The organism is Klebsiella ornithinolytica NBRC 105727 = ATCC 31898, assembly GCF_001598295.1.
GTDB lineage: Bacteria > Pseudomonadota > Gammaproteobacteria > Enterobacterales > Enterobacteriaceae > Klebsiella > Klebsiella ornithinolytica.
The window spans coordinates 286,089-310,373 of record NZ_BCYR01000001.1 but is presented as its reverse complement, the minus strand read 5'-3'; the positions used below and the strand labels follow the sequence as shown (position 1 = coordinate 310,373).

The following is a 24,285-nucleotide window of genomic DNA, read 5'->3' as shown; positions in this document are numbered from 1 at the left end:
TTCCCTCGCTTGCCGCCTTCCTGCAACTCGAACTATTTAGGGTAAAAATAGAACCGAATGGGGTAGATGAGTAATTGATAATGGTTATTATTCACATTAATTATCAGAACGCCACTCTGAATTGTCGTTTTTGGTGTGCGTAAAAATTCATCAGGAAATTCAGCCATTCCCATGTCATCTCAATCATCAAATACTGAATCGCTATCCCGATTTCCGCTCTGGCAGGTGATTACACCGGTTCGCCGGAAGGTTATTTTAGCGATGGCGCTGGCGGGGCTGGCGGCATTAACCAGCCTGGGAGCGCTCCTTTTTCTGGCGTGGAGTCTGCGCGACATCCGCGCGACGCCTGACGCGATTCCTGCCTGGCCGCTGAGTGGCCTGATTAGCTGCGTGGTATTGACTTTTGTCCTGCGCCTGCAGGCATTCAATATCTCTCATTACGCGGCTTTTCATCTGGAGAACATTCTGCGCAGCAGGTTAGCCCGTAAAGCATTGCAGCTTTCGCCTGGCGCGTTACAGCAAATGGGCAGCGGATCAGTGGCGAAAGTGATGCTGGATGATGTGAAGTCGTTACATATTTTTGTGGCTGACAGCACGCCGCTCTACGCCCGCGCGGTCATCATGCCGCTGGCGACTATCGTTATCTTGTTCTGGCTGGATTGGCGACTGGCTATCGCGACGCTGGGGGTACTGGCGTTTGGCTCGGTTGTTCTCGTGCTCGCCCGCCAGCGTTCGGAAGATTTGGCCCAGCGTTATCATCAGGCGCGCGAGCAAGTCAGCGCGGCGGTTATTGAGTTCGTGCAGGCCATGCCCGTAGTGAGAACGTTTGACAGCGGCAGCAGCAGTTTTTTGCGCTACCAACATGCCCTTGAAGAGTGGGTTGGCGTGCTCAAAACCTGGTATCGCAAAGCCGGTTTTTCAGCACGTTTTTCATTCTCGATTCTGAATCCTCTCCCGACCTTATTTGTCCTGATCTGGTCGGGATACGGCCTGTTGCACTATGGCGGTTTCGACTTTATCGCGTGGGTGGCCGTTTTACTGCTCGGCAGCGGAATGGCCGAAGCCGTGATGCCAATGATGATGCTCAATAACCTGGTCGCGCAAACGCGTTTAAGCATTCAGCGTATTTATCAGGTTCTCGCAATGCCGGAGTTATCGCTGCCGCTATCTGACCAACAGCCGAAAGAGGCGAGTATTACCTTTGAGCAGGTGAGCTTCCATTATCCGCAAGCGCGGGCTGATGCCGCGTTGCAGGAGGTGAGCTTTCATGTACCTGCCGGGCAAATTGTGGCGCTGGTCGGGCCAAGCGGCGCCGGGAAAAGCACCGTGGCACGCTTGCTGCTGCGTTACGCCGATCCCGACAAAGGCCACATCCGTATTGGCGGCGTGGATCTTCGCGATATGCAGACGAACACCTTGATGAAGCAACTCTCTTTTGTGTTTCAGGATAACTTCCTTTTTGCCGACACAATCGCCAATAACATTCGTCTGGGCGCGCCGGATACGCCGCTGGAGGCGGTAGTCGCGGCGGCCAGGGTGGCGCAGGCCCATGAATTTATTAGCGCACTGCCAGAGGGGTACAACACGCGAGTCGGGGAACGCGGGGTATTTCTCTCCGGCGGTCAGCGACAGCGCATCACCATCGCCCGGGCGCTTTTGCAGGACCGCCCCATCCTGGTGCTCGATGAGGCGACGGCGTTTGCTGACCCGGAAAACGAAGCCGCGCTTATCAAGGCGCTGGCGGCGGCGATGCGCGGCCGGACGGTCATCATGGTCGCGCATCGCCTCTCAATGGTGACTCAGGCTGATGTGATATTGCTGTTTTCCGACGGTCGGCTCAGGGAAATGGGCAACCATGCGCAACTTCTGGAACAGGGCGGCTTGTATCAACGGCTCTGGCAACACTATCAGCAGGCGCAGCGTTGGGTACCGGGTGGCGTACAGGAAGAGGGAGTGGAAAATGGAAGACAATAATCCTGCGGATAACCTGGCCTGGCGCGTCATCTGGCGTCAGCTTATCTCCAGCGTTGGCAGCCAGGCCGGGATGCTGCGGCGCAGTATGCTGGCGCTATTGCTGGCGGCATTCATGCAGGGGATCGCCTTTGCCTGTCTTTATCCGATCATTGATGCGCTGTTACGGGGGGATGCATCGTCACTTCTCAACTGGGCAGTGGCCTTCAGCATTGCCGCGATTGTGACGCTGGCGCTACGTTGGTATGGCCTGGGCTTTGAATACCGCGGCCATCTGGCGCAGGCTACCCATGAGTTACGTCTGCGCCTGGGCGAGCAATTACGCAGCGTGCCGCTGGAGAAACTCCAGCGCGGACGGGCAGGGGAAATGAACGCTTTGCTGCTGGGCAGCGTGGATGAAAACCTTAATTATGTTATTGCGATAGCCAATATTTTGTTACTCACCCTTGTTACGCCATTGACGGCGTCGCTGGCGACTTTGTGGATAGACTGGCGGCTGGGGCTGGTGATGCTACTGGTCTTCCCTCTGCTGGTGCCGTTTTATTACTGGCGCCGTCCGGCGATGCGGCGACAGATGCAGATGCTGGGGAAAGCGCATCAGCAGCTGAGCGGTGATATCGTTGAATTTGCTCAGGGGATGATGGTATTGCGTACCTGCGGTAGCGATGCCGATAAAAGCCGGGCGCTGCTGGCGCATTTCGATGCGCTGGAAAACTTACAGACCCGCACTCACCGTCAGAGCGCTGGCGCGACGATGTTGATCGCCAGCGTCGTAGAGCTGGGTCTGCAGGTGGTGGTGTTATCCGGGATCGTCTGGGTGGTGACGGGGACCCTGAACCTCGCCTTCCTGATTGCCGCCGTCGCGATGATTATGCGCTTTGCAGAACCGATGGCGATGTTTATCAGCTACACCTCGGTCGTGGAACTGATCGCCAGCGCCCTCCAGCGGATTGAGCAGTTTATGGCGATTGCGCCGCTTGCCGTCACAGAACAAAGCGAGCTGCCGGAACGTTACGATATCCGTTTTGATCATGTCAGCTATCGCTACGAAGAAGGCGACGGGCAGGCACTCAATAACGTTTCTTTGACGTTCCCCGCAGCCAGTATGAGCGCGCTGGTGGGCGCCTCTGGGGCAGGCAAAACCACGGTCACAAAACTGTTAATGCGCTACGCCGATCCGCAGCAAGGACAGATTTCTATTGGCGGCGTCGATATTCGCCGCCTGAGGCCAGAACAGCTCAATAGCCTGATTTCTGTTGTTTTCCAGGATGTCTGGCTGTTTGATGACACGCTGCTGGCGAATATCCGTATCGCGCGCCCACAGGCGACGCAGCAGGAGGTGGAGGAAGCCGCCCGCGCGGCGCAGTGCCTTGAGTTTATTTCCCGTCTTCCGCAAGGCTGGTTGACGCCAATGGGTGAGATGGGTGGGCAGTTATCGGGCGGCGAGCGCCAGCGGATTTCCATTGCCCGAGCGTTATTGAAAAATGCGCCGGTCGTCATTCTTGATGAACCGACCGCCGCACTGGATATTGAAAGCGAACTGGCGGTACAGAAAGCTATCGATAACCTGGTTCACAATCGGACGGTGATTATTATCGCCCACCGTTTATCAACCATCGCCGGAGCGGGAAACATCCTGGTGATGGAAGAGGGGCGCGTGGTTGAGCAGGGCACTCACGCGCAATTGCTCTCCCGTCCAGGACGTTATCAGGCGCTGTGGCAAGCGCAAATGGCCGCGCGCGCGTGGCGCGACGAAGGGGCTTCTGCGCCTGGAGAATGGGCTCATGAGTGACCTTCAGTCGAATGTGAAACCGCTGACGTTAACAACCGGGCGGGTGATTTTTGCTATTGCCGGCGTTTATGTGACGCAGAGTCTGGTATCGGCGCTGTCTATGCAGTCCTTACCCGCGCTGGTGCGCGCTGCCGGCGGATCGCTGGCGCTTGCTGGGGCGACAACGCTGTTTATGTTGCCCTGGGCGCTGAAGTTTATTTGGGCGCCGTGGATCGAGCGCTGGCGGCTCCCGCCCGATAGCCCGGAGCGCCGTTCCCGCATGTTAATCCTGCGTGGTCAGGTCGCGTTAGCGGCGCTCCTGATGATGGCCGCTGCGATCGGCTGGTTCGGGCGAGAAGGGGGATTTCCCGATACGCAAATCGTGGCGTTATTTGTGCTGTTCATGGTGGCAGGCACGGTCGCCTCCACCATTGATATCGCCAGCGACGGTTTTTGCGTCGATCAGCTGACCCGCGCGGGTTATGGCTGGGGAAACAGCGTGCAGGTTGGCGGTAGCTATCTGGGGATGATGTGCGGTGGCGGGGTGTTCCTGATGCTGTCGGCGGCATCCGGCTGGCCTGTCGCCATGCTGATCATGGCGCTGCTGATTATGGTGTTATCACTCCCGCTGTGGCGCATTACGGAGCCGACGCGAACGGTGACGGTCCCGCATGTTCCGGCGTTAGGTTATGCGCTAAGGCGAAGACAGGCGCGTCTGGGCTTACTGCTGGTATTGATGCTGAATTCCGGTATGCGGTTTGTGCTGCCTCTTCTGGCGCCGCTGTTGTTGGATCATGGGCTGAGTATGTCAGCGCTGGGTGCGCTGTTTAGCGGCGGTAATATTGCGGCGGGCATAGCAGGAACGCTGGCCGGCGGATTACTGATGAAGTACACCTCACCCGGCAGAGCGCTGTTGACGGCTTATGGCGTCCAGGGGATCGCACTGCTGGCGGTGGTGGTGACGCTGATGATGGCGCCGGGTCATCTGCTGTTGCCCGTTCTCCAGTGTCTGGTCATTATCCAGTCCATTTCGCTGGCCTGCGCGCTGGTCTGTCTTTATGCCACGCTGATGTCGCTTTCATCACCCTTACAGGCCGGCGTCGACTTCACCCTCTTTCAATGTACTGACGCGGCAATCGCCATTCTGGCTGGCGTTGTCGGCGGCATTGTGGCCCAACATTTTGGCTATGCGGCCTGCTTCCTGTTTGCCGGGATATTCACGTTACTGGCGGCGTGGGTTGCCCATATCCGGCTGCATTCGGCAAACAAACTGATGACCAGCTCAATTGATTGAACCGGGAATAACACAGAGAGGTAAGGGATGAAAATCAGTGAATTTTTACACCTGGCGCTACCAGAGGAACAATGGCTGCCGACGATTTCTGGCGTCTTACGCCAGTTCGGAGATGAAGAGTGCTATGTCTACGAGCGTCAACCCTGTTGGTATTTAGGTAAAGGATGCCTGGCACGGTTGCACATTAATGCCGACGGAACGCAGGCGACATTCATTGATGATGCCGGGGAGCAAAAATGGGCGGTGGATTCCATTGTCGACTGCGCGCGTCGTTTTATGGCGCATCCGCAGGTGCAAGGGCGTCGGGTATATGGGCAGGTTGGGTTCAACTTTGCGGCGCATGCGCGGGGGATTGCCTTCGACGCCGGCGAGTGGCCGCTGCTGACATTAACCGTTCCCCGGGAAGAGCTTGTGTTTGAAAAGGGAAATGTCACCGTTTATACGGACTCCGCTGAGGGATGTCGACGTCTGTGCGAGTGGGTAAAAGAGGCCAGTACAACCACGCGAGGGGACTCCATGGCTGTGGATACCGCCCTCAATGGTGAGGTGTATAAACAACAGGTGGCGCGCGCCGTTGCGGAGATCAGCCGGGGCGAATATGTCAAAGTGATTATCTCGCGCGCCATTCCGCTGCCATCGCGGATTGATATGCCCGCCACCCTGTTATACGGGCGGCAGGCAAACACGCCCACGCGGTCGTTTATGTTCCGCCAGCAAGGACGCGAAGCGCTGGGTTTTAGCCCGGAACTGGTGATGTCGGTAACGGGCAATAAAGTGGTCACTGAACCGCTTGCGGGCACCCGCGATCGCATGGGAAGTCCGGAGCAAAATAAGGCGAAAGAGACAGAGCTGCTGCACGACAGTAAAGAGGTGCTTGAGCATATCCTTTCTGTCAAAGAAGCTCTTGCTGAACTGGCGGTGGTTTGCCGGCCGGGCAGCGTGGTGGTTGAAGATTTAATGTCGGTCCGCAAGCGTGGCAGCGTTCAGCATCTGGGCTCTGGCGTGAGCGGTCAGCTTGCGGAAAACAAAGATGCCTGGGATGCATTTACCGTGCTGTTCCCGTCGATTACCGCCTCGGGTATCCCTAAAAATGCTGCTCTGAACGCCATTATGCGAATTGAGAAGACCCCGCGAGAGCTCTATTCCGGCGCAATTCTGCTACTGGAAGATGCGCGCTTCGATGCGGCGTTAGTCCTGCGTTCCGTATTTCAGGACAGTCAACGGTGCTGGATACAGGCGGGAGCAGGGATCATTGCCCAATCTACGCCGGAACGTGAACTGACGGAAACCCGGGAGAAATTAGCGAGCATTGCGCCCTATCTCATGGTATCGGAGTGATGGCTAAGCCGTTCCGGTCGTCCCTCCGGGACAAGGGCGGAAGAGTGGTGCCGATGGGCGATGTCATCGCGACTGGTCACCGGGCTGCTGTCGATTAATCCCTGATGGATGGCCTGGCGCTTGTTATTACCGTGGTACGGCCGTCTGCAGGAAGCCACTTCCCGCAGAACTTTTCTTCAATTCCTTTCAGTCGGTCAATGAGATGACGAGTTTTATTGGCGGTCGAACTGACCTGTCCGGATTTGACGACGCATTTTTCCGATGCTGAGGATGACATCAAAACGCAGCGGGAAAATTTTCACGCTAGCTTATTGAATCAACGCGATATAAGGATTCATAAGGATACGCCAAAGCAAAAAGCCCGCTTAAGTTTCCTTAAGCGGGCTTCTTAAATATGGCTCCTCTGACTGGACTCGAACCAGTGACATACGGATTAACAGTCCGCCGTTCTACCGACTGAACTACAGAGGAATCGTGTGAACGGGGCGCATATTAACGGCGGCGCATGACCTTGTCAAAGACAGAATCACCCGAATCTGTTTGATTGCTGACAATTTCAGCAATGGCGATGCGTTTGCGCTGTTTTCCATCAATGCGCACCGTTGTGGTGCACATATACCCCTAATGGAGCATAGCGTAATCCGCTTACCGGGCAAATAAATGCTCTGTTGCTATCAGAATCGCTTATCACGCCGCCTGGCGCGGCCTTTGCACCGTTGCGAAAAAACTGGCAAGCAAATTGCAAAACCTCTGTAACTCAATAGCCAGCGTTGGTACTGGCTTTCCTTACAGGAGGCAAAATGAACTTAAGACGACTGAAGTATTTTGTGAAAATCGTCGATATCGGCAGTCTGACTCAGGCTGCTGAAGTCTTGCACATCGCACAACCGGCGCTGAGCCAGCAGGTGGCGACCCTGGAAGGCGAACTGGACCAGCAGCTGCTGATTCGGACAAAGCGCGGCGTGACGCCGACCGAAGCCGGGAAGATTCTCTACACCCATGCGCGCACAATCCTGCGTCAGTGCGAGCAGGCGCAGCTGGCGGTGAATAACGTGGGTCATACGCTCAGCGGCCAGGTCTCGATTGGCCTTGCGCCGGGGACCGCGGCTTCTGCCATTACCATGCCGCTGCTGCAGACGGTCCGCAATGAGCTGCCTGAAGTGATGGTCTACCTGCAGGAAAGTAGCGGGACAATCCTGAACGACAAATTGCTCAGCGGCCAGCTGGATATGGCCGTGCTCTACGAGCGCTCGCCGGTCGCTGGCATCATCAGCCAGCCTTTGTTGAAAGAAGATCTTTATCTGGTGGGAACCCGCGATTGCCCGGGCCAGAGCGTCGATCTGACCGCAGTGGCGGAGATGAACCTGTTCCTGCCGCGCGATTACAGCGCAGTACGTGCGCGAGTGACGGAAGCGTTCACCCTGCGTCGTCTGTCGGCGAAAATTATCGGCGAAATCGAATCCATTACGACGCTAACCGCGGCGATTGCCAGCGGAATGGGCGTCACCGTGCTGCCTGAGTCCGCGGCGCGATCGCTGTGCGGTGCGGCAAACGGCTGGATGGCGCGGATCAGTACCCCATCGATGAGTCTGTCGTTATCGCTGAACATGTCGGCGAAGGGCAGCCTGTCGCCGCAGGCACAGGCGGTGAAAGAGATTCTACTTTCGCTGGTGAGTCGTCCTTCGCTGGAGAATCGTGAATTGTTGTTGGTAAGTTAATCTATATTCCCGAAAGGAATAAGTTGCTGGTTTTTATTATTTGTTAGTAAGGACAACAGACTTTAACAATAGAGCATATGTTATGTCTGATAGCCCGGAGGAAAGGGTGAATTTCCAGCAACTAAAAATTATTCGTGAGGCTGCCCGTCAGGACTACAACCTGACGGAAGTCGCAAATATGCTGTATACATCGCAATCGGGCGTGAGCCGTCATATTCGTGAACTGGAAGAAGAGCTGGGGATCGAGATCTTCATCCGACGCGGTAAGCGTCTGCTGGGGATGACGGAGCCGGGTAAAGCGCTCTTATCCATTGCCGAACGCATTCTCAATGAAGCCAGCAATGTCCGCCGTCTTGCCGACCTGTTTACCAATGATGCCTCCGGTGTGCTCACGATTGCGACGACTCATACCCAGGCGCGCTACAGCCTGCCGCCGGTGATTAAAGCTTTCCGGGAGCTCTTTTCCGATGTGCGGCTGGAGCTGATTCAGGGTACCCCTCAGGAGATTGAAGCGCTATTGCATAACGGTGGCGCAGATATCGGTATCGCCAGTGAACGTCTGAGTAACGATCCGACTCTGGTGGCTTTTCCCTGGTTCCGCTGGCATCACAGCCTGCTGGTGCCGAAAGATCACCCGCTGGTGCAAACCACCCCTTTAACCCTGGAAGCTATTTCCCGCTGGCCGTTAATTACCTACCGCCAGGGCATCACCGGGCGCTCGCGTATTGATGAAGCCTTTAACCGTAAAGGGCTGATGCCGGATATTGTCCTTAGCGCACAGGACTCCGATGTCATTAAAACCTATGTTGAGCTCGGACTCGGCGTCGGGCTGGTGGCGGAACAATCGGGCGATGCCCGGGAGTCAGACACCTTCACCCGCCTGGAAACCCGGCACCTTTTCGATGCCAATACCGTCTGGTTAGGGCTTAAACGCGGGCAGCTGCAGCGTAATTACGTCTGGCGGTTTATCGAGCTGTGCAACGCCGGGCTGTCGCTGGATGAAATTAAACGCCAGGCAATGGAGCCGGAAGAAGCGGCCATTGATTATCAGATTTAAAATGTCATCGCGGTGGCGGATAAAGGAACAGCGGTCCGCTGCCACGAGGAGGTGAGAAAAACGCTATAATTCATTCACGATTGTCGCGACTGAGGAAGGGAAATAAATGGTGCGGCGTGTGAAATGGTTTTGCTCTCTTTTAGTTATTCTCTCAAGCCAGTGTGCGCTGGCCGTCAGTTATCCGCTGCCGCCGGAAGGAAGCCGCCTGGTGGGAAGCCCGCAGCGGGTTACCGTACCGCACAACAATACGCAACCGTTGGAGGCCTTTGCGGCGCAATATGGCCAGGGGCTGAGCAACATGCTGGAGGCCAACCCCGGCGTTGATGTCTTTCTCCCGAAGTCGGGGACGACGCTGGTGATCCCGCAGCAGTTGATTTTACCTGACACGGTTCGCGAAGGTATTGTGGTCAACGTTGCGGAAATGCGCCTCTATTACTATCCGCCGGAAGGCAACACCGTTGAAGTTTTGCCGATTGGCATCGGCCAGGCGGGGCGCGAAACGCCGCGCAACTGGGTGACGACCGTAGAACGTAAGCAGGAAGCGCCGACCTGGACGCCAACGGCTAATACCCGGCGTGAATATGCCCGCCGAGGTGAGAGCCTGCCAGCGTTCGTTCCGGCGGGGCCGGATAACCCAATGGGACTGTACGCAATTTATATCGGCAGGTTGTACGCGATTCATGGCACCAATGCCAATTTTGGTATCGGGCTGCGCGTCAGTCAGGGATGCATTCGCTTACGTAATGACGATATCAAATATCTGTTCGATAACGTCCCGGTTGGCACTCGCGTGCAGATTATCGATCGGCCGGTGAAGTTTACCGCAGAGCCGGACGGTAGCCGCTGGGTGGAAGTTCATGAGCCGCTATCGCGTAACCGCGCAGAATACGAATCTGACAGAAAAGTGCCGTTACCCACGACCACAGGCATCCAGGCGTTTGTGAAGGGGGAAGGCGTCAATGTGATTCGGGCGGAGCAGGCTCTTGAACGACGCTCCGGAATGCCGGTCAATATCAGCGAGGCCGGCACGCAAAGTCATATCGGGAGCTAGCGAGCCCGCTTCTTTTGGGTCCTTTGTTGCATAAGGCATGACTGACCTGCGGTTTTTTCAGATCAAAATTTAGTCTCCGGTATTATTTATGACAGGCCAGGGCCAGAAGATCGCTCTGGCCTGTCATTTTCAATAAATTATCTATTTTATCAATGTAATACAGATCATTTTACAACCACTCATACCCACCCCAAAGCATGAAACCCGTCTCTGTCAGCCGGGAATGTCTTCATTTGTCATGCCTCTTTGAAGCCACTTTCTTTCGCGCCTTAGCGGGATCATTTCCAGGAATATCCCCCTGTTCATTTCGTGACCCGACTCCCATTTTATCCATTTTTCAAATGGTCACTCTTGCTAACTATGTGGCGAAGTGTATTTTAGCATATAACTTCACAAATAATTGTGAAGAAGGAAAGTACATCACAAACCTGTTTTGAAGGATCCACCCTTATGTCCGAACTGAAATTTGCCACGCGTTTAAACTCTTTTGCCTCAGGAGCTAACCTCTACTGGCCGGATCTTCAGGGAAAACCCTCTGTACTGCAGATGATTGCTCGTGCCGGTACGGTTAAGGGGTTAACCCACCTTGATCTGAACTACCCGCAACACATCACGACGGATATTCAAACGCTGCGCCAGGCCATTGAAGATGCAGGGCTGGCGGTCAACGGAATGCAAATGCGCTGGGATGCACCGCAATTTAAAATCGGGGCATTTACTAACCCTAATCCGCAGATCCGCCGCGAGGCCATTGAACTGACAAAACGCGGGATTGATGCCGGACGGGAATTTGGTTCCCGCCTGATGACGCTCTGGATGGGGCAGGATGGCTATGACTATTGCTTCCAGGCCGATTACAAAAAAATCTGGGACGATGCGGTGAGTGCGGTCCGCGAAATTGCCGAATATGCGCCGGACGTTGATATCAGTATTGAATACAAACCGAATGAACCGCGGGCTTACAGTATTTTCCCCAATGCCACGACCTGTTTGCTGGCGGTAGAAGAGGCGGGTTGCCCGAACCTGGGTATCACGCTCGATTTTGCTCATGTGCTGTTTGCTAATGAGATCCCGGCCTACGCAGCTGCGATGGTCGCTCGCCGTTCACGCCTGCTGGGGCTTGATCTCAATGATGGCTGGGGGAAACGTGACGATGGCTTGATGGTGGGGTCGGTAAATCCGCGTGCCACGCTGGAATTCCTCTGGCAGATGCAGAGAGATGGTTATCAGGGCGCCTATTACTTTGACACCTTCCCGGATGCCAGCGGTCTTGATCCGGTTCGTGAAGCTGAAATCAACATTGCTACCGTTACCCGATTGCTCAAACTGTGTGCCCGGCTTAATGATAATGATGAACTGACCTCAGCCATCAGCCGTCAGGATGCGGTGGCCTCTCAACGAATCGTCAATGACATCATGCTAGCCAGATAGTGGCAAGCATTAGCAAAAATAAGAAAGCGTTCCCTACGTGACAATAGAAGGCTGAAAAATGAAAAAACTCATACTCTCTGTACTCGCCTCTTCTTTACTGTGCTCGATGGCTTATGCCGCCGATTTAGCCCCGCTGAAATCGGATACTGAGCCCGATCGCACGGACTGGACCCAGCTCAGCAGCAAATATGGTCCAATGCCGAAAGTCGACAGCAAACTAAAAATAGGCGGCGTATCAAAAACGCTGACCAATGAATACTGGCGTTCACTTGGCGAAGGTTACCAAAACGTCGGTAAAAAATATGGTTTCACCGTGGCTTATCAGGCAGCTGCAAATGAGGACGATCAGCTGGGCCAGCTATCAATTGCGGAAACGCTTATCTCCCAAGGGTTTAATGGTCTTCTGGTATCCCCCCAGACCGATATTAACCTTGAGCCCGCTCTCGAAAGTGCCACCAGTAAAAGAATTCCCGTGGTCAACGTTAACGATGCCGTGATGCCAAATGCTCCGTATTACGTGGGTAATGTGCAGAAGGATAACGGTGTACGGGTGGCGAAATGGTTCATTGAACATCATCCGCAGGGCGGCAAGGTCGCGGTGATCGAGGGCCAGCCAGGAGTCTATGCTGCCGGTCAGCGTACCAGTGGCTTCAAAGAGACGCTGCAGGCCAATGGCAAATTCAATATTGTCGCCAGCGTGCCGGCGAACTGGAGTCGCGAACAGGCGTTTAATGCCGCCTCAACCATTTTACAGCAGCATCCCGATCTGATTGGCTTTTACGCGAATAACGACACCATGGCGCTGGGGGTCGTGGAAGCGGTTCGTTCGTTGAATAAAGCCGGGCAGGTGGCCGTCTTCGGTACCGATGGTATTTCAGATGCTTATGCCTCGATTAAACGCGGTGAGCTGACAGGAACGGTGGATAGCTTCCCGGTGCTGACGGGGGAAGTTGCAATGGAAGTTATGCTGCGTCTGATTGATGGTCAGAAAATCTCCCGCGTGGTCTCGACGCCCCAGGCTTTAATCACCAAAGAGAATGCGGACGCCTTCTCAACCAAAGATAACGACAAGCTGCGTCAACTGCTGGCTCAGCAGTAAGCCAGGCGGAGGGTGTATGGAACAGTATCGCTTAATGATGCGTGGAATTAGTAAAACATACGGTAATGCGGCGGCATTGCAGGACGTGGACTTTGCGGTCAAACCTGGAGAGGTACATGCTCTGATTGGTGAGAATGGCGCGGGAAAATCCACGCTGTTAAATATTCTTTCAGGTGTACGAGAGGCCGATAGCGGTGAGATTAGCGTCAACGGGCAAACCGTTCAGATGAAGAATCCGTTGAGTGCGCGCCATGCCGGCATTGCCATGATTCATCAAGAATTACAGCATGTTCCGGAACTCTCCGTCGCGCAGAATATGTTTCTTTGCCGACCGCTAACCAAAGCAAAAGGTCTATGGGTGGATAAACAGGCTCAGCTGGAAAGAGCTGAGCTGATCCTCAAGCAACTGGATCCGACAATCGATCCCAATGAGCCGATCAAAAACCTGAAAGTCTCACAGCAGCAGATTGTGGAAATAGCTCGCGCCATGCTCGACGATGCAAAAATTATCGCGATGGACGAGCCGACATCCAGTCTGACTCCGAGAGAGTTCGACCGGTTGGCCGAGCTGATTTCGGATCTGAAAGCTATGGGGGTATCGCTTATCTATGTTTCTCATAAGATGAACGAAATTTTCAAAGTCTGCGACCGGGCCACCATTATGCGGGATGGCAGGCAGGTTGGGGTGGTGAATATTTGTGATGAGGATGAAGAGAGCATCGTCTCAAAGATGGTCGGGCGCAAGATTGAGAAACTTGAGCACAACTCATATGTGACCGAGCGCGAAGTGCTTCGCGTAGAGAATCTCTCTCGGGGTGGCGCTGTGAGCGATGCCAGTTTTACCGTCCGTGCGGGTGAGGTGCTCGGTATTGCGGGTCTGGTCGGAGCCGGGCGTACGGAACTGATGAAACTGATTGCCGGTATTGATAAGCGCAGCAGCGGCAACGTGTTTGTTAACGGTAAGGCAGTACGCAATCACAACGTCACTGCTGCCATCAGGTCCGGTATCGGCCTGGTGCCTGAAGACCGCAAGAAAGAAGGGATTATTAAAGAACGTGCGGTGAAGATGAACATGGCGCTGCCTTCAATGCGTAACTTCACCATTTCGGGAATGATCAGTAAAGTTAAGCTTAATCGGGTGGCGCATGAAGTGATGAGCGATTTGAAGCTACGACCACTGAACATTGATAAAACGATTGGCACATTAAGTGGAGGTAATCAGCAGAAAGTTATTATTGGACGCTGGGTCGCCGCAGATGCTCAGGTTTTTCTGTTTGACGAGCCAACCCGGGGAATTGATATTGGGGCAAAATCAGAAATTTATAATCTGATAGAAAAACTGGCCCGTGCAGGCAAAGCGATTGTTGTTGTCTCTTCAGAGATGACAGAGATTATTCGTATTTCTGACCGCGTACTGGTTATGCGTGAAGGGAAGATTACTAAAGAACTGAAAGGTGATGCCATCACGGAAGATAATATTGCACGCTCTGCCATTAAAGATGTCGAAGAGACCATTTAAACTTCTTACCCGTATTAATTTGAAAGGCCATAATCATGATTTCACAAAGTAATTCCCGGCCCGAAAAGCTTCGTGCACTGCCGTTTAAATTTAACCTTCGCGATGCCGGAACATTAATTGGTTTGCTTATTATCATTATTACGTTTTCTTTTCTATCACCGGTGTTTTTCACCATCCCTAATTTGTTGAATATTTTACAGCAATCATCCATTAACGCATTAATTGCGCTCGGGATGACTCTGGTCATTATCTCCGGAGGGATCGATCTTTCGGTTGGTCCGACCGCAGCATTATCGGCGGTTTTAGGGGCAACCATGATGGTAGCCGGCGTCCCCGTGCCGCTGGCCATTCTGGCAACGCTGGGAATTGGGGCTATCTGCGGCGTCTTTAGCGGTTCGCTGGTTGCCTATGCCGGATTGCAACCCTTCATTGTTACCCTCGGGGGGCTGTCGTTGTTCCGTGCTGTCGCGCTGATTTATACCGGCGGCAATCCGGTATTTGGCATCCCGACGGAATTCCGTAGCCTGATTAACAGTGAAATCTTTGGCATTCCAACGCCTATCGTTATTGTCGCCGTTATTGCTTTAGTGCTGTGGACCGTCATGAATAAAACGCCGTTAGGAGAATATATTCTGGCTGTTGGCGGCAATGAAGAAGCCGCTCGCGTTGCCGGCGTGCCGGTGAAAAGAACCAAGGTCACGGTATTTGTTATCTCAGGAACCCTGGCCTCTCTGGCCTCTCTGATCTTGATTGGCCGGTTAGGCGCTGCGGAACCAACGATTGGCAATCTGTGGGAACTGGATGCCATTGCCGCCGCGGCCATCGGTGGGGCTTCACTGATGGGAGGGAAAGGCAGCGTTGTAGGCACAATTATTGGCGCGATCATTCTCGGCGCATTACGCAATGGTTTGACGTTACTAAATATTCAGGCCTTTTACCAATTGCTTGCTACTGGTCTTATTATTATCATAGCTATGTTGATTGACAGAGCGACCAGAGGCAAGTAATGAAGCAAGATCCACGAGCCATTGGTGCTCAAATCCGTATGCGACTGCCCCAGCTGACACCCTTAGAGCGACGTGTGGTTGAGGCGATCATCGCCCGAACCGATATTACTGAGCAAACCTCTCTAAAAGAAATTGCCCAGGAGAATAATGTTTCAGAAGCGATGATTGTCAAAATAGCCAAGAAGCTTAACTTTTCAGGTTTTAGAAACTTCAGAACTGGCTTGATTTATTATAACCAGTCTGAAGTGGCAAGTTTACACGCGGAAATTGAGCCTGATGATTCATCGGAACAACTGTTGTCAAAAGTATTCAGAACATCGATTCAGGCTATTGAAGAGACAATGTCTATTCTGGATATTGCAGAGTTTGACCGCGCTGCGGACATTATATTCAAGGCTCGACATATTGACTTATATGCTGTCGGTGGTTCTGCCACGGTAGCACGTGACTTATCCCACAAGCTTTTAAAGATTGGTATTAAGTCGACGGTCTATGACGACGCCCATATTATGTTGATGTCCGCTGCGGTGCTATCTGACGACGATGCTGTACTTGCAATCAGTCACTCTGGCGCAACGCGTGCCGTTAACGATCCGGTAAAACTGGCGGCACGCAATGGCGCTAAAGTGATTGCGATTACGAATTATGCCGAATCGCCTATTGCGCGTAATGCGCATGTGGTACTCAATTCAACGTCTCAGGGATCGCATTTGCTAGGGGAAAACGCCGCGTCACGCATTGCTCAGCTCAACATTCTGGATGCATTGTTTGTGGCCATTGCGAAGAAGGATCTGAAGCAGGCGGAGAAGAATTTGATGAAAACCCAGCATGCGGTTCAGGACCTGCGAGAATATTAACTATGGGTAAAATTGTTGTGGCGGGCAGCCTCCATTACGACATCATGCTGGATGCGCATCATCGCCCGGAAAAAGGTGAAACGGTAATGGGCACGGGCTGTGCTTACAAGTTTGGCGGTAAAGGGGGCAATCAAGCCATATCCGCTGCTCGTGCGGGAGGGGACGTCATTTTTATTGGTGCGGTAGGGGCTGATGCGCAAGGGGCGTTTCTTCTGCAGACGCTTCGTGATGCCGGAGTCAATATCGAGTCAGTCGCCAAAATAGATGAGATACCTTCCGGGATGAGCGTGGCGATTTCTGATGTCGATGGTGATTATGGTGCGGTTGTCGTCTCAAATGCGAATCAGCATATTCCGGCAAAACTCTTTCAACGGGGTGACATCTGGCAAGATGCCGGAATGCTGGTTCTACAAAATGAAGTTCCGGAAACGATAAATCTATGTGCGGCCATCGAAGCCAGCAAGCGGGGGATTCCGGTCTGTATCAATGCGGCGCCGGCCAGAGAACTGAGTCCGCAGCTGGAAAGCTGCATCACTTTGCTGGTGGTTAATGCCATAGAGGCGCGTGATATGAGTGGCGTGACGGTGAACGACCTTTCTTCAGCTCTGGAGGCCGCTGAATCATTGGCTAAACGTTTCTCTCAGGTTGTTGTCACTGCCGGCGAACATGGTGTCGCGTTTTGTGAAGCGGGCATTGCAGGCTCGACGTTAGCCGCCAGGCGGATAACGCTGGTGAGTACTCATGGCGCTGGTGATTGTTTTATGGGGGTTTTATGCACCAGCCTGATGCATGGAGAGGCGCTTAGCGATGCGGTATTTCGTGCGAATGAAGCTGCCGCCCGCCATGTCTCTCAACCCCGGGCATAAACAGGTCTTCCGCCATCCAGAGCCTTTTGTATGGCAAAACTAACAGCTGATTTGTCTTCAGAAGAAGGCTGAAAAGCAAAAAGCCCGCTTAAGTTTCCTTAAACGGGCTTCTTAAATATGGCTCCTCTGACTGGACTCGAACCAGTGACATACGGATTAACAGTCCGCCGTTCTACCGACTGAACTACAGAGGAATCGTGTGAACGAGGCGCATACTACTGGCCTGGCATTTTTGTGTCAACACTAAAATTAACTCACTGATTCAAATGGTTAAATTTAAGTCAACTCGTTGTTTTAGTGCACAAGGTGTTCGTCATCTGTATCTAGCCGGCCATTCTCACGTAATCTTTGTAAGGGATCCTGGCGATAGAAATGGCAAAAACGCTGCCAAAGAGCCGGAAAGCGCGGGGCAAACAGCTCTGGTGCGCTAAAGAAATATTCGGATAACACGGCAAAACACTCGGCCGGGTCGGTCGCCGCATAGGCGTCAATACTGGCGGCGCTCTCGCCAACCAGATCGATCTCATCCTGAATGTTGTTCATCGCCGCGTGGAGGTCGTGCTCCCAGCCGGCGACTTCACGTAACGGAATCAGCGGCACGCCGCTGGCGCGATCGCCATTGCGCATATCCAGCTTATGTGCAACTTCGTGCACGATAAGGTTGAAACCAGATGCATCGAAAGAGTCCTGAATATCCAGCCAGTTCAGGATGATTGGCCCTTGTTGCCAGCTCTGGCCGGACTGGACAATCCGTTGATTGTGGACCAGACCAATATCGTCTTCCCATTCATCATCAACCACGAATGGGGCAGGGTAGATTAGCACCTCGTGGAAGCCATCCAGCCACTCAATGCCAAGCTCAAGAACCGGCAAACAGAACAGCAGGGCAATGCGGGCGTTTTGCAGCGGAGTGAGTTCAAGCCCTTGCAGGGCAACCAGGCGTTTTTGTTGCAGAAAGCGTGCCGCCATCTGCACCAGTTCCTGCTGCTCTTGCGCAGAAAGATTGGCTAAAACAGGAATGGCAAGCGCGTGTTCCCAGGGCATTTCTGCGTTGCCGGACTCTTCATCTACTTTCCAGGGCCATTTAAACATCATATTGCTCGCAAAGTCGTCACTTGAACATAATTAAAGAGACAGGAACTATTAAAGTGCCAAAGAACCTGGCATTATAGCAACCTCAGCGGAGAGATGCCGGAGCGGCTGAACGGACCGGTCTCGAAAACCGGAGTAGGGGCAACTCTACCGGGGGTTCAAATCCCCCTCTCTCCGCCACTATTCAAACACTTACGTCAATTCCTTTCAACGACCCGCGTCACACACTTCTATTGTGTTGGTATAACGGAGCGTCGCAAGTCCATCAATCATCATCCTCTGATTTCTCGTCGACGGGAAGGGCTTACCTCGAGGATATCCGAATGCTTCCTGCTGGCAGAAGATTTCTCTCCTCGTCGCTATAGATGAGAGAAGGGGGGGGTGCTGACGTTAAGGCAAGAGCAGGTGGGCAGGGCAGAAGTCGAATCTGAAAAACAAAGCCCGCACGCGGCGGGCTTTAAAACGTAAATTGCATCAGAACTGATAGGTAATACCGACAGCAAACTGATTGTCTTCGGCGGCACCAGTTACGATGCTGTCTTTGTGATCGATCAGGTTAAATTTGTAAGCACTGTAGACATTGAAGTTTTTGTTGAAGTAGTACCAGGTACCCAGCTCGATATAATTCTTCATTTCGGCAGTCTTGTCGCCATTAGTGCCGAGATCTTTGCCTTTTGCATAAACATAGCCGAGAGAAGGGCGCAGACCAAAATCAAACTGGTACTGAACAACGGCCTCGATATTCTGCGTTTTGTTGGCGAAAACGCCATTTTCCATTGGCGTCATATTATGCGATTCGGCATACATCACCGCCGTGTAAAGGCTATTGGCATCATACTTGGTGGCTAAACTCCAGACTTCTGCGGTTTCACCTTTACGATCTGCCGCCTGCTCGTCGGTACGGTCTGAATTGCTGTATGCGGCGGCAAAACCAAATCCATCGATGTTGTAATCGACTGACGTGCTATACCCGTCACCGTTAGCTTTCAAACGATCGCGGTTATTATTTTTACCCTGATATTGCAGTGCGATTGTCAGGCCATCAACCAGGCCGAAAAAGTCGCTGTTACGATAAGTGGCGACGCCGTTGGTGCGAGCCGTCATAAAGTTGTCGGTTGCTACCAGGCCATCGCCACCCCATTCGACCAGCATATCGGTGTAACCCGCCGCGTCATAAACCAGACCATAGTTACGACCATAATCAAATGAGCCGTAGTTGGCGAATCTTAAACCAGCAAACGCCAGACGCGTTGCGCTACCCTGTTCGCCTTCTGGTTTATCGGCTTTGATGTTGTATTCAAACTGTCCATAGCCGGTCAGATCGCTGTTAATCTGCGTTTCACCTTTTACGCCGAAACGGGCATAAGTGGTATCCTTGGAGTTATTGTCACTGTTGTTGCGATCGGTGTTGGTGAAAATGTGTTCACCCACCATTTTGCCGTAGAAATCCAGCTTGTTTCCGTTCTTATTGTAGATTTCTGCTGCATTGACGGTTCCGGCCACTAATAATGCCGGAATCAAAAGTGCCAGTGTTTTTCTTTTCATTATATATTCCCTTTTAATCATCATTAATATGAATAGGTGTGCGTGTTGCAAAAAGCAATTTCATAGTATCGGCAAGGTTCAATTTTATTTAAAATAAAAATGTAAATAAATTATATCCAATATTGCAAAATGTTTCATTTTGAATTTTTATATTAAAAATTTATCATTTTGAAATGATGTATTTTTGTGGTTTATTGTTTTTAATAACAATATGTTAGGTGTTTGTGGTGATGTATTCATGTCATTAATTTAATTATCATAAATTATGAGTGTCATTTAAATGATTTGGGTGGGTTATTTAATTCTCGGATAATGCGTGATGCTGCAATGTGCGTGCGGATTTATACGGGCTTTGAGGATGGGGAAATATCTCTCCGCTATACGAACGGTAGTGAGCCAGCGTGCTGGTTATTATTATCCGCCACAGATTTATGGCGATGGATAATAAATCCTGTGCTGCAGTGGCACGTAAGTATCGCTATCTCGCGATGGTTAAAAGCGCTTGTTCACCGGAGGAAGGTGCTGTTTCGTTATCTTTTTCACAGTATAATGTGACGTGCGTCACCTTTTTTGCCGGGTGCCGCGGTTTCGTTGTCAGTTAAAGGAGAGGAGTTAATGGAGCAGAAAGCGAAACGAAGCCCGGGTGGGAAACTTGCCCTGTGGGTCTTTTATGCCTTTTGTGGTTACTTTCTGTGGGCAATGGCGCGCTACTGGTGGGTCGTTGGCAAAATAGAAAGTGTCCCCGGTGCGACAATTGACGGCGATCTGGGATCGACGTCAGGTAAGTGGCTTGGCGCTCTGCTCGGGTTCCTTGTGCTGAGCGTGGTTGGCGCTATTCTGGGGGCGATAGCCTGGTACACCCGCCCTGACCCCAGGATGCATGAACAACACGATTAAAGTTGCTATGCTCAACGCTGACTTCTCTCAGAGGAACGCGTATGCAACAACTAGACTGGCAGCAACGCTTTGAAGCCTGGCTTGCGGGACATCTCACCCAGGGCGACTCCGCCCACGACATTTCGCACTTTCGTCGCGTGTGGGGAACCGCGCAGCGGCTGGCTGAAGAGAGTCAGGCCGATCGCCTGGTCATTCTGACCGCCTGTTATTTTCATGACATTGTTAGCCTGCCGAAAAACCATCCCGAGCGCAGCCGCTCCTCGGTGATGGCGGCAGAAAAAACGCTGGCTATTCTCCAGTCGTCATTCCCCGATTTTCCGCGCGACCGCTATCCAGCCGTTTATCATGCGATTGAAGCGCACAGTTTCAGTGCCGGTATTTCCCCACAAAGCGCGGAGGCGAAAATTGTCCAGGACGCCGATCGGCTGGAGGCGCTTGGCGCAATTGGTCTGGCCCGCGTCTTCGCGGTCTCCGGGGCGCTGAACAACATCCTGTTTGATGCTGACGATCCCTTTGCTGACCAGCGTAAACTGGATGACAAAAAATATGCGCTGGACCATTTCCAGTGCAAGCTGTTGCGTTTACCCGACACGATGCAAACGGACAAAGGAAAAGAGATGGCGATACATAATGCGCGCTTCCTCGTGCAATTTATGGCCAAGCTTAGCGCTGAACTTCGCGGCGACCCACTGTCGGTCGATGAGGCGGTTTTAAGGCGCTTTGAGCCACTGGCCTGAAACTGCCCGCATGATTTATGGTAATCTCTGCAAAATTGTCCGGGCTGGTTGAGGGTATGCCGCAAAATTTATCGAAGGAAAAGAGCCTGTTGTTGCCTCCGGAACCTGCCGGGGAAGAGGCTCAGGCGCTGTTACGCCAGCTGATGGCAATATACGATGTGAAAACGCTGGTGGCATTTCTGCTGGCCGTTGGCGATCGCCACTGGAGCCCGGCGATCTTAAAACGCGTGGCGACGGTTCAGCGGGCGGCTAGCCGTATTACGGCCAATGAGTATGCCCGTCTGGCAACGCTGCTGCCGCCACCGCCGGCCCACCATCCCCGTTATGCTTTTCGGTTCGTCGATCTCTTTGCGGGAATCGGCGGGATCCGCAGCGGCTTTGAGGCGATCCGCGGGCAGTGTGTTTTCACCAGCGAATGGAATAAGCACGCGGTGCGCACCTACAAAGCCAACTGGTATTGTGACCCGAATCAGCACCGCTTCAACGAAGACATTCGTGATATTACCCTCAGCCATCGCCCGGATGTCAGCGATGAACAAGCCGCGCAGCATATTCGCGAGACCATTCCTCCCCACGATGTTCTGCTGGCGGGCTTTCCTTGCCAGCCTTTTTCGCTCGCCGGGGTATCGAAGAAAAATGCGCTGGGCCGGGCCCACGGTTTCGCGTGTGAAACCCAGGGAACGCTGTTCTTTGATGTGGTCAGAATTATCGCCGCCCGCAGGCCTGCCATCTTTGTACTGGAGAACGTTAAAAACCTGAAAAGCCATGATAAAGGACGGACATTCCGCATTATCATGCAGACGCTGGATGAACTGGGTTATGAAGTCTCCGATGCCGACCACAGCGGCGCCGACGATCCGAAAGTGATCGATGGACGTCATTTCTTACCCCAGCACCGCGAACGTATTGTACTGGTGGGCTTCCGTCGCGATCTCCAGCTGCACGACGGTTTTACCTTGCGCGATATCTCAAAATATTACCCGACCGCGCGGCCGACCTTTGGCGATCTGCTGGAACCGACGGTGGATGCTAAATTTATTCTGACGCCGGTGCTGTGGAAGTATCTGTATCACTATGCGCGCAAGCATCAGGCGCTGGGCAACGGGTTCGGTTACGGCCTGGTTGATCCGCGCAATCCTCAGAGCGTGGCGCGCACGCTATCCGCACGCTATTACAAAGACGGAGCCGAGATTCTGGTCGATCGCGGCTGGGACCGCCCGTTGGGCGAACAACACTTCGACGATGCGCAAAATCAGCTTCGTCGTCCGCGCCGGCTGACGCCGCGCGAATGTGCGCGGTTGATGGGGTTTGAAAGCCCGCAGGGCTATCGCTTCCGCATTCCGGTTTCCGATACCCAGGCCTATCGTCAGTTCGGCAATTCGGTGGTGGTGCCGGTGTTTGCGGCCGTCGCGAAATTACTTGCGCCGCGAATCGCGCAGGCCGTGGCGCAGCGTGAATCCGAGGATGAAGCCGGTGGACGTCCACGATAAAGCCACGCGCAGTAAAAACATGCGGGCGATTGGCCAGCGCGATACGGCGATCGAAAAACGCCTTGCCGCGCTGCTCGCTCAGGCCGGATTTACGTTTACCGTTCAGGATGCGACCCTGCCGGGGCGGCCGGATTTTGTCGTGCCAGAGTACCGCTGCGCTATCTTTGCCCACGGCTGTTTCTGGCATCACCATCGTTGCTATCTGTTTAAAGTGCCCGCAACGCGCACGGCGTTCTGGCTGGAGAAAATTGGCAAGAACGTCGCGCGCGATAGCCGCGATATCATGCGCTTGCAAGAGCAGGGGTGGCGGGTGCTGATCGTCTGGGAATGTGCGCTGCGCGGGCGACTGAAGCTGAGCGATGAGGCGCTGACTGAGCGTCTGGAAGAGTGGATCTGCGGCGGCGGTCACCGCGCGCAGATCGACACGCAGGGCATTGGCGAGCCAGAGCTTACTTCTCCACCTCACAAGGCGTAACTTCAGCTCGGGCGGGGAACAGGTATTTCCCCAGCGTGACCAGCACCACGGCAAAAATAATGACGCCCAGCGCCAGCCACTCGATGGACGAAAGGCTCTCTCCGGCAAATCCGGTCCCCAGCAGGACCGCCACCACGGGATTCACGTAAGCGTAGCTGGTGGCGACGGCGGGGGTAACGTTACGAATTAAATACATGTAGGCGTTAATGGCGATAAGAGAACCAAAAATCGCCAGATAGGCAACGGCAAAAATACTGGACCATGACGGCATTTGACTCAGGGTTTCGCCGGTCGCCCAGGAGGCGACCGCCAGGACCACGCCCGCGGCGAGCATTTCAATCGCCCCAGCCATCATGCCCGTCGGAAGCTCAATTCGGGAGCCGTAAACCGAACCAAATGCCCAGCTCATTGAACCGATAAGGATCAACAGCGCCCCCCACGGATTACCGCTCAGATTCCCGCCGCTGTTAAGCAGAATGATGCCCGCCAGACCAATAGCAATCCCCAACCACTCAATCTTGCGGGTGGTGATACCAAAAAAACGGCTAAAGCAGAGCGTGAAGAGCGGCACGGTCGCCACCATGACCGCCGCAATGCCAGAAGGCACATGCTGGTGCTCGGCCAGGGTGACAAAACCATTGCCGACGGCCAGCAGCAGGATGCCGATCAGCGCCGCATTGAGCAGAGGCCTGAGCGGTGGAAGCGAGTGGCCGGTTGCCAGCAAATAAGCGAGCAGTAGCCCGCCGGCGGAGAGAAAACGGATACCGGCCATCATCAACGGCGGCCAGCTGGCAACGCCAATGGCAATGGCAAAATAGGTCGATCCCCAGATGATATAAAGCGCAAACAGGGCGCCGATAAGGGGCAGAAGCTGGCGGGTAGACATACGTCCTCACGACGGTACAGAGATAGAAAGGAGACATATAGTAAACGTGAAAACTACTGCGCTGGCGAGCGCTTTAATTGATCGATAATTGTTAAATTTATATTGACTCCGCGCATCTCTGGGCGAAAAAGCACTTTTACCTCATACTTATGCGGACATGGCCGCTAAGCGTTCAGGCTGCGGC

General features: G+C 53.4%; 20 protein-coding genes and 3 tRNA genes. 18 read left to right on the top strand and 5 right to left on the bottom strand.

The annotated features are described in order from the left end of the window. The first annotated feature begins 261 nt into the window (after positions 1-261). Genes ybtP through ybtS form a run of 4 tightly spaced genes read left to right on the top strand, consistent with a single transcriptional unit; the run spans position 262 to position 6,374 of the window. Positions 262-1,974 carry a yersiniabactin ABC transporter ATP-binding/permease protein YbtP gene (ybtP, locus tag ROR01S_RS01480; RefSeq protein WP_004864400.1) on the top strand — a complete coding sequence of 571 codons (1,713 nt, stop codon included), beginning with the start codon at positions 262-264 and terminating at the stop codon, positions 1,972-1,974. Further along, a complete protein-coding gene (gene ybtQ / locus ROR01S_RS01475) occupies positions 1,961-3,763 on the top strand; it encodes a yersiniabactin ABC transporter ATP-binding/permease protein YbtQ (RefSeq protein WP_064359023.1) in 1,803 nt (600 codons plus the stop codon). The genes ybtP and ybtQ overlap by 14 nt, the downstream gene beginning before the upstream one ends. Further along, complete coding sequence (gene ybtX / locus ROR01S_RS01470) at positions 3,756-5,036, top strand: yersiniabactin-associated zinc MFS transporter YbtX (protein WP_004864395.1); 1,281 nt, start codon at positions 3,756-3,758, stop codon at positions 5,034-5,036. The genes ybtQ and ybtX overlap by 8 nt, the downstream gene beginning before the upstream one ends. Before the next feature lie 27 nt (positions 5,037-5,063). After that, a complete protein-coding gene (ybtS, locus tag ROR01S_RS01465; protein ID WP_015583977.1) occupies positions 5,064-6,374 on the top strand; it encodes a yersiniabactin biosynthesis salicylate synthase Irp9/YbtS in 1,311 nt (436 codons plus the stop codon). Between the two features lie 395 nt (positions 6,375-6,769). On the opposite strand, the gene ROR01S_RS01460 is transcribed toward ybtS, so the two are convergent. Beyond that, positions 6,770-6,845: transfer RNA gene (locus tag ROR01S_RS01460), tRNA-Asn, on the bottom strand. A 329-nt stretch (positions 6,846-7,174) separates the two neighbouring features. On the opposite strand from ROR01S_RS01460, the gene nac reads away from it, so the two are divergent. The 9 genes from nac to ROR01S_RS01415 all read left to right on the top strand — a co-directional run bounded on the left by nac (position 7,175) and on the right by ROR01S_RS01415 (position 16,979). Continuing rightward, positions 7,175-8,092, top strand: a complete 918-nt coding sequence (gene nac / locus ROR01S_RS01455; RefSeq protein ID WP_004864391.1) for a nitrogen assimilation transcriptional regulator NAC — start codon at positions 7,175-7,177, stop codon at positions 8,090-8,092. Positions 8,093-8,198: 106 nt separating this feature from the next. Further along, positions 8,199-9,149, top strand: coding sequence for an HTH-type transcriptional regulator Cbl (gene cbl / locus ROR01S_RS01450; protein WP_015583978.1), 951 nt, complete (start codon positions 8,199-8,201; stop codon positions 9,147-9,149). A 106-nt stretch (positions 9,150-9,255) separates the two neighbouring features. Continuing rightward, positions 9,256-10,200: a L,D-transpeptidase gene (gene ldtA / locus ROR01S_RS01445; RefSeq protein ID WP_004864386.1), complete on the top strand. Its 945-nt coding sequence runs from the start codon at positions 9,256-9,258 to the stop codon at positions 10,198-10,200. Between the two features lie 450 nt (positions 10,201-10,650). Continuing rightward, complete coding sequence (locus ROR01S_RS01440) at positions 10,651-11,631, top strand: TIM barrel protein (RefSeq protein WP_015583980.1); 981 nt, start codon at positions 10,651-10,653, stop codon at positions 11,629-11,631. Positions 11,632-11,689: 58 nt separating this feature from the next. Further along, complete coding sequence (locus ROR01S_RS01435) at positions 11,690-12,730, top strand: sugar ABC transporter substrate-binding protein (RefSeq protein WP_004864381.1); 1,041 nt, start codon at positions 11,690-11,692, stop codon at positions 12,728-12,730. A gap of 16 nt (positions 12,731-12,746) precedes the next feature. After that, positions 12,747-14,249, top strand: a complete 1,503-nt coding sequence (locus tag ROR01S_RS01430; protein WP_064359022.1) for a sugar ABC transporter ATP-binding protein — start codon at positions 12,747-12,749, stop codon at positions 14,247-14,249. Positions 14,250-14,284: 35 nt separating this feature from the next. Beyond that, complete coding sequence (locus ROR01S_RS01425; RefSeq protein ID WP_004864377.1) at positions 14,285-15,256, top strand: ABC transporter permease; 972 nt, start codon at positions 14,285-14,287, stop codon at positions 15,254-15,256. Then, a complete protein-coding gene (locus ROR01S_RS01420; protein ID WP_004864376.1) occupies positions 15,256-16,113 on the top strand; it encodes a MurR/RpiR family transcriptional regulator in 858 nt (285 codons plus the stop codon). Before ROR01S_RS01425 ends, ROR01S_RS01420 begins: the two co-directional genes overlap by 1 nt. A gap of 2 nt (positions 16,114-16,115) precedes the next feature. Further along, positions 16,116-16,979 carry a ribokinase gene (locus tag ROR01S_RS01415; RefSeq protein ID WP_032717843.1) on the top strand — a complete coding sequence of 288 codons (864 nt, stop codon included), beginning with the start codon at positions 16,116-16,118 and terminating at the stop codon, positions 16,977-16,979. Positions 16,980-17,097: 118 nt separating this feature from the next. On the opposite strand, the gene ROR01S_RS01410 is transcribed toward ROR01S_RS01415, so the two are convergent. Beyond that, a tRNA-Asn gene (locus tag ROR01S_RS01410) sits at positions 17,098-17,173 on the bottom strand. Between the two features lie 100 nt (positions 17,174-17,273). Continuing rightward, on the bottom strand, positions 17,274-18,074 hold the full coding sequence (mtfA, locus tag ROR01S_RS01405) for a DgsA anti-repressor MtfA (protein WP_160873414.1): 801 nt from the start codon (positions 18,072-18,074) through the stop codon (positions 17,274-17,276). An 87-nt stretch (positions 18,075-18,161) separates the two neighbouring features. On the opposite strand from mtfA, the gene ROR01S_RS01400 reads away from it, so the two are divergent. Then, positions 18,162-18,251 (top strand) — tRNA-Ser (locus ROR01S_RS01400). 294 nt (positions 18,252-18,545) lie between these two features. Here the strand turns inward: ROR01S_RS01400 and ROR01S_RS01395 are convergent. Further along, positions 18,546-19,616, bottom strand: a complete 1,071-nt coding sequence (locus ROR01S_RS01395; protein WP_064359021.1) for a porin — start codon at positions 19,614-19,616, stop codon at positions 18,546-18,548. 615 nt (positions 19,617-20,231) lie between these two features. On the opposite strand from ROR01S_RS01395, the gene drpB reads away from it, so the two are divergent. Genes drpB through ROR01S_RS01375 form a run of 4 tightly spaced genes read left to right on the top strand, consistent with a single transcriptional unit; the run spans position 20,232 to position 23,215 of the window. Next, complete coding sequence (gene drpB / locus ROR01S_RS01390; protein WP_004864207.1) at positions 20,232-20,513, top strand: cell division protein DrpB; 282 nt, start codon at positions 20,232-20,234, stop codon at positions 20,511-20,513. Between the two features lie 41 nt (positions 20,514-20,554). Continuing rightward, a complete protein-coding gene (locus tag ROR01S_RS01385; RefSeq protein WP_015583983.1) occupies positions 20,555-21,250 on the top strand; it encodes a phosphohydrolase in 696 nt (231 codons plus the stop codon). A 56-nt stretch (positions 21,251-21,306) separates the two neighbouring features. Next, positions 21,307-22,740, top strand: coding sequence for a DNA cytosine methyltransferase (locus tag ROR01S_RS01380; protein WP_064359125.1), 1,434 nt, complete (start codon positions 21,307-21,309; stop codon positions 22,738-22,740). Then, the gene (locus ROR01S_RS01375; protein ID WP_032717077.1) at positions 22,715-23,215 is read left to right on the top strand and encodes a very short patch repair endonuclease; all 501 of its coding nucleotides are present in this window, start codon (positions 22,715-22,717) and stop codon (positions 23,213-23,215) included. Before ROR01S_RS01380 ends, ROR01S_RS01375 begins: the two co-directional genes overlap by 26 nt. Here the strand turns inward: ROR01S_RS01375 and yedA are convergent. Continuing rightward, positions 23,190-24,101: a drug/metabolite exporter YedA gene (yedA, locus tag ROR01S_RS01370; RefSeq protein ID WP_015583985.1), complete on the bottom strand. Its 912-nt coding sequence runs from the start codon at positions 24,099-24,101 to the stop codon at positions 23,190-23,192. The genes ROR01S_RS01375 and yedA overlap by 26 nt on opposite strands. Positions 24,102-24,285: the final 184 nt, after the last annotated feature.

Coding starts and splice junctions, on each gene's coding strand:
- ROR01S_RS01395 (WP_064359021.1), bottom strand. CDS start 19,616: ATGAAAAGAAAAACACTGGCACTTTTGATTCCGGCATTATTAGTGGCC.
- ROR01S_RS01435 (WP_004864381.1), top strand. CDS start 11,690: ATGAAAAAACTCATACTCTCTGTACTCGCCTCTTCTTTACTGTGCTCG.
- nac (WP_004864391.1), top strand. CDS start 7,175: ATGAACTTAAGACGACTGAAGTATTTTGTGAAAATCGTCGATATCGGC.
- ldtA (WP_004864386.1), top strand. CDS start 9,256: ATGGTGCGGCGTGTGAAATGGTTTTGCTCTCTTTTAGTTATTCTCTCA.
- ybtQ (WP_064359023.1), top strand. CDS start 1,961: ATGGAAGACAATAATCCTGCGGATAACCTGGCCTGGCGCGTCATCTGG.
- ROR01S_RS01440 (WP_015583980.1), top strand. CDS start 10,651: ATGTCCGAACTGAAATTTGCCACGCGTTTAAACTCTTTTGCCTCAGGA.
- mtfA (WP_160873414.1), bottom strand. CDS start 18,074: ATGATGTTTAAATGGCCCTGGAAAGTAGATGAAGAGTCCGGCAACGCA.
- ROR01S_RS01385 (WP_015583983.1), top strand. CDS start 20,555: ATGCAACAACTAGACTGGCAGCAACGCTTTGAAGCCTGGCTTGCGGGA.
- ybtS (WP_015583977.1), top strand. CDS start 5,064: ATGAAAATCAGTGAATTTTTACACCTGGCGCTACCAGAGGAACAATGG.
- ybtX (WP_004864395.1), top strand. CDS start 3,756: ATGAGTGACCTTCAGTCGAATGTGAAACCGCTGACGTTAACAACCGGG.
- ybtP (WP_004864400.1), top strand. CDS start 262: ATGGCGCTGGCGGGGCTGGCGGCATTAACCAGCCTGGGAGCGCTCCTT.
- ROR01S_RS01420 (WP_004864376.1), top strand. CDS start 15,256: ATGAAGCAAGATCCACGAGCCATTGGTGCTCAAATCCGTATGCGACTG.
- ROR01S_RS01415 (WP_032717843.1), top strand. CDS start 16,116: ATGGGTAAAATTGTTGTGGCGGGCAGCCTCCATTACGACATCATGCTG.
- ROR01S_RS01375 (WP_032717077.1), top strand. CDS start 22,715: ATGAAGCCGGTGGACGTCCACGATAAAGCCACGCGCAGTAAAAACATG.
- ROR01S_RS01430 (WP_064359022.1), top strand. CDS start 12,747: ATGGAACAGTATCGCTTAATGATGCGTGGAATTAGTAAAACATACGGT.
- ROR01S_RS01425 (WP_004864377.1), top strand. CDS start 14,285: ATGATTTCACAAAGTAATTCCCGGCCCGAAAAGCTTCGTGCACTGCCG.
- yedA (WP_015583985.1), bottom strand. CDS start 24,101: ATGTCTACCCGCCAGCTTCTGCCCCTTATCGGCGCCCTGTTTGCGCTT.
- ROR01S_RS01380 (WP_064359125.1), top strand. CDS start 21,307: ATGCCGCAAAATTTATCGAAGGAAAAGAGCCTGTTGTTGCCTCCGGAA.
- drpB (WP_004864207.1), top strand. CDS start 20,232: ATGGAGCAGAAAGCGAAACGAAGCCCGGGTGGGAAACTTGCCCTGTGG.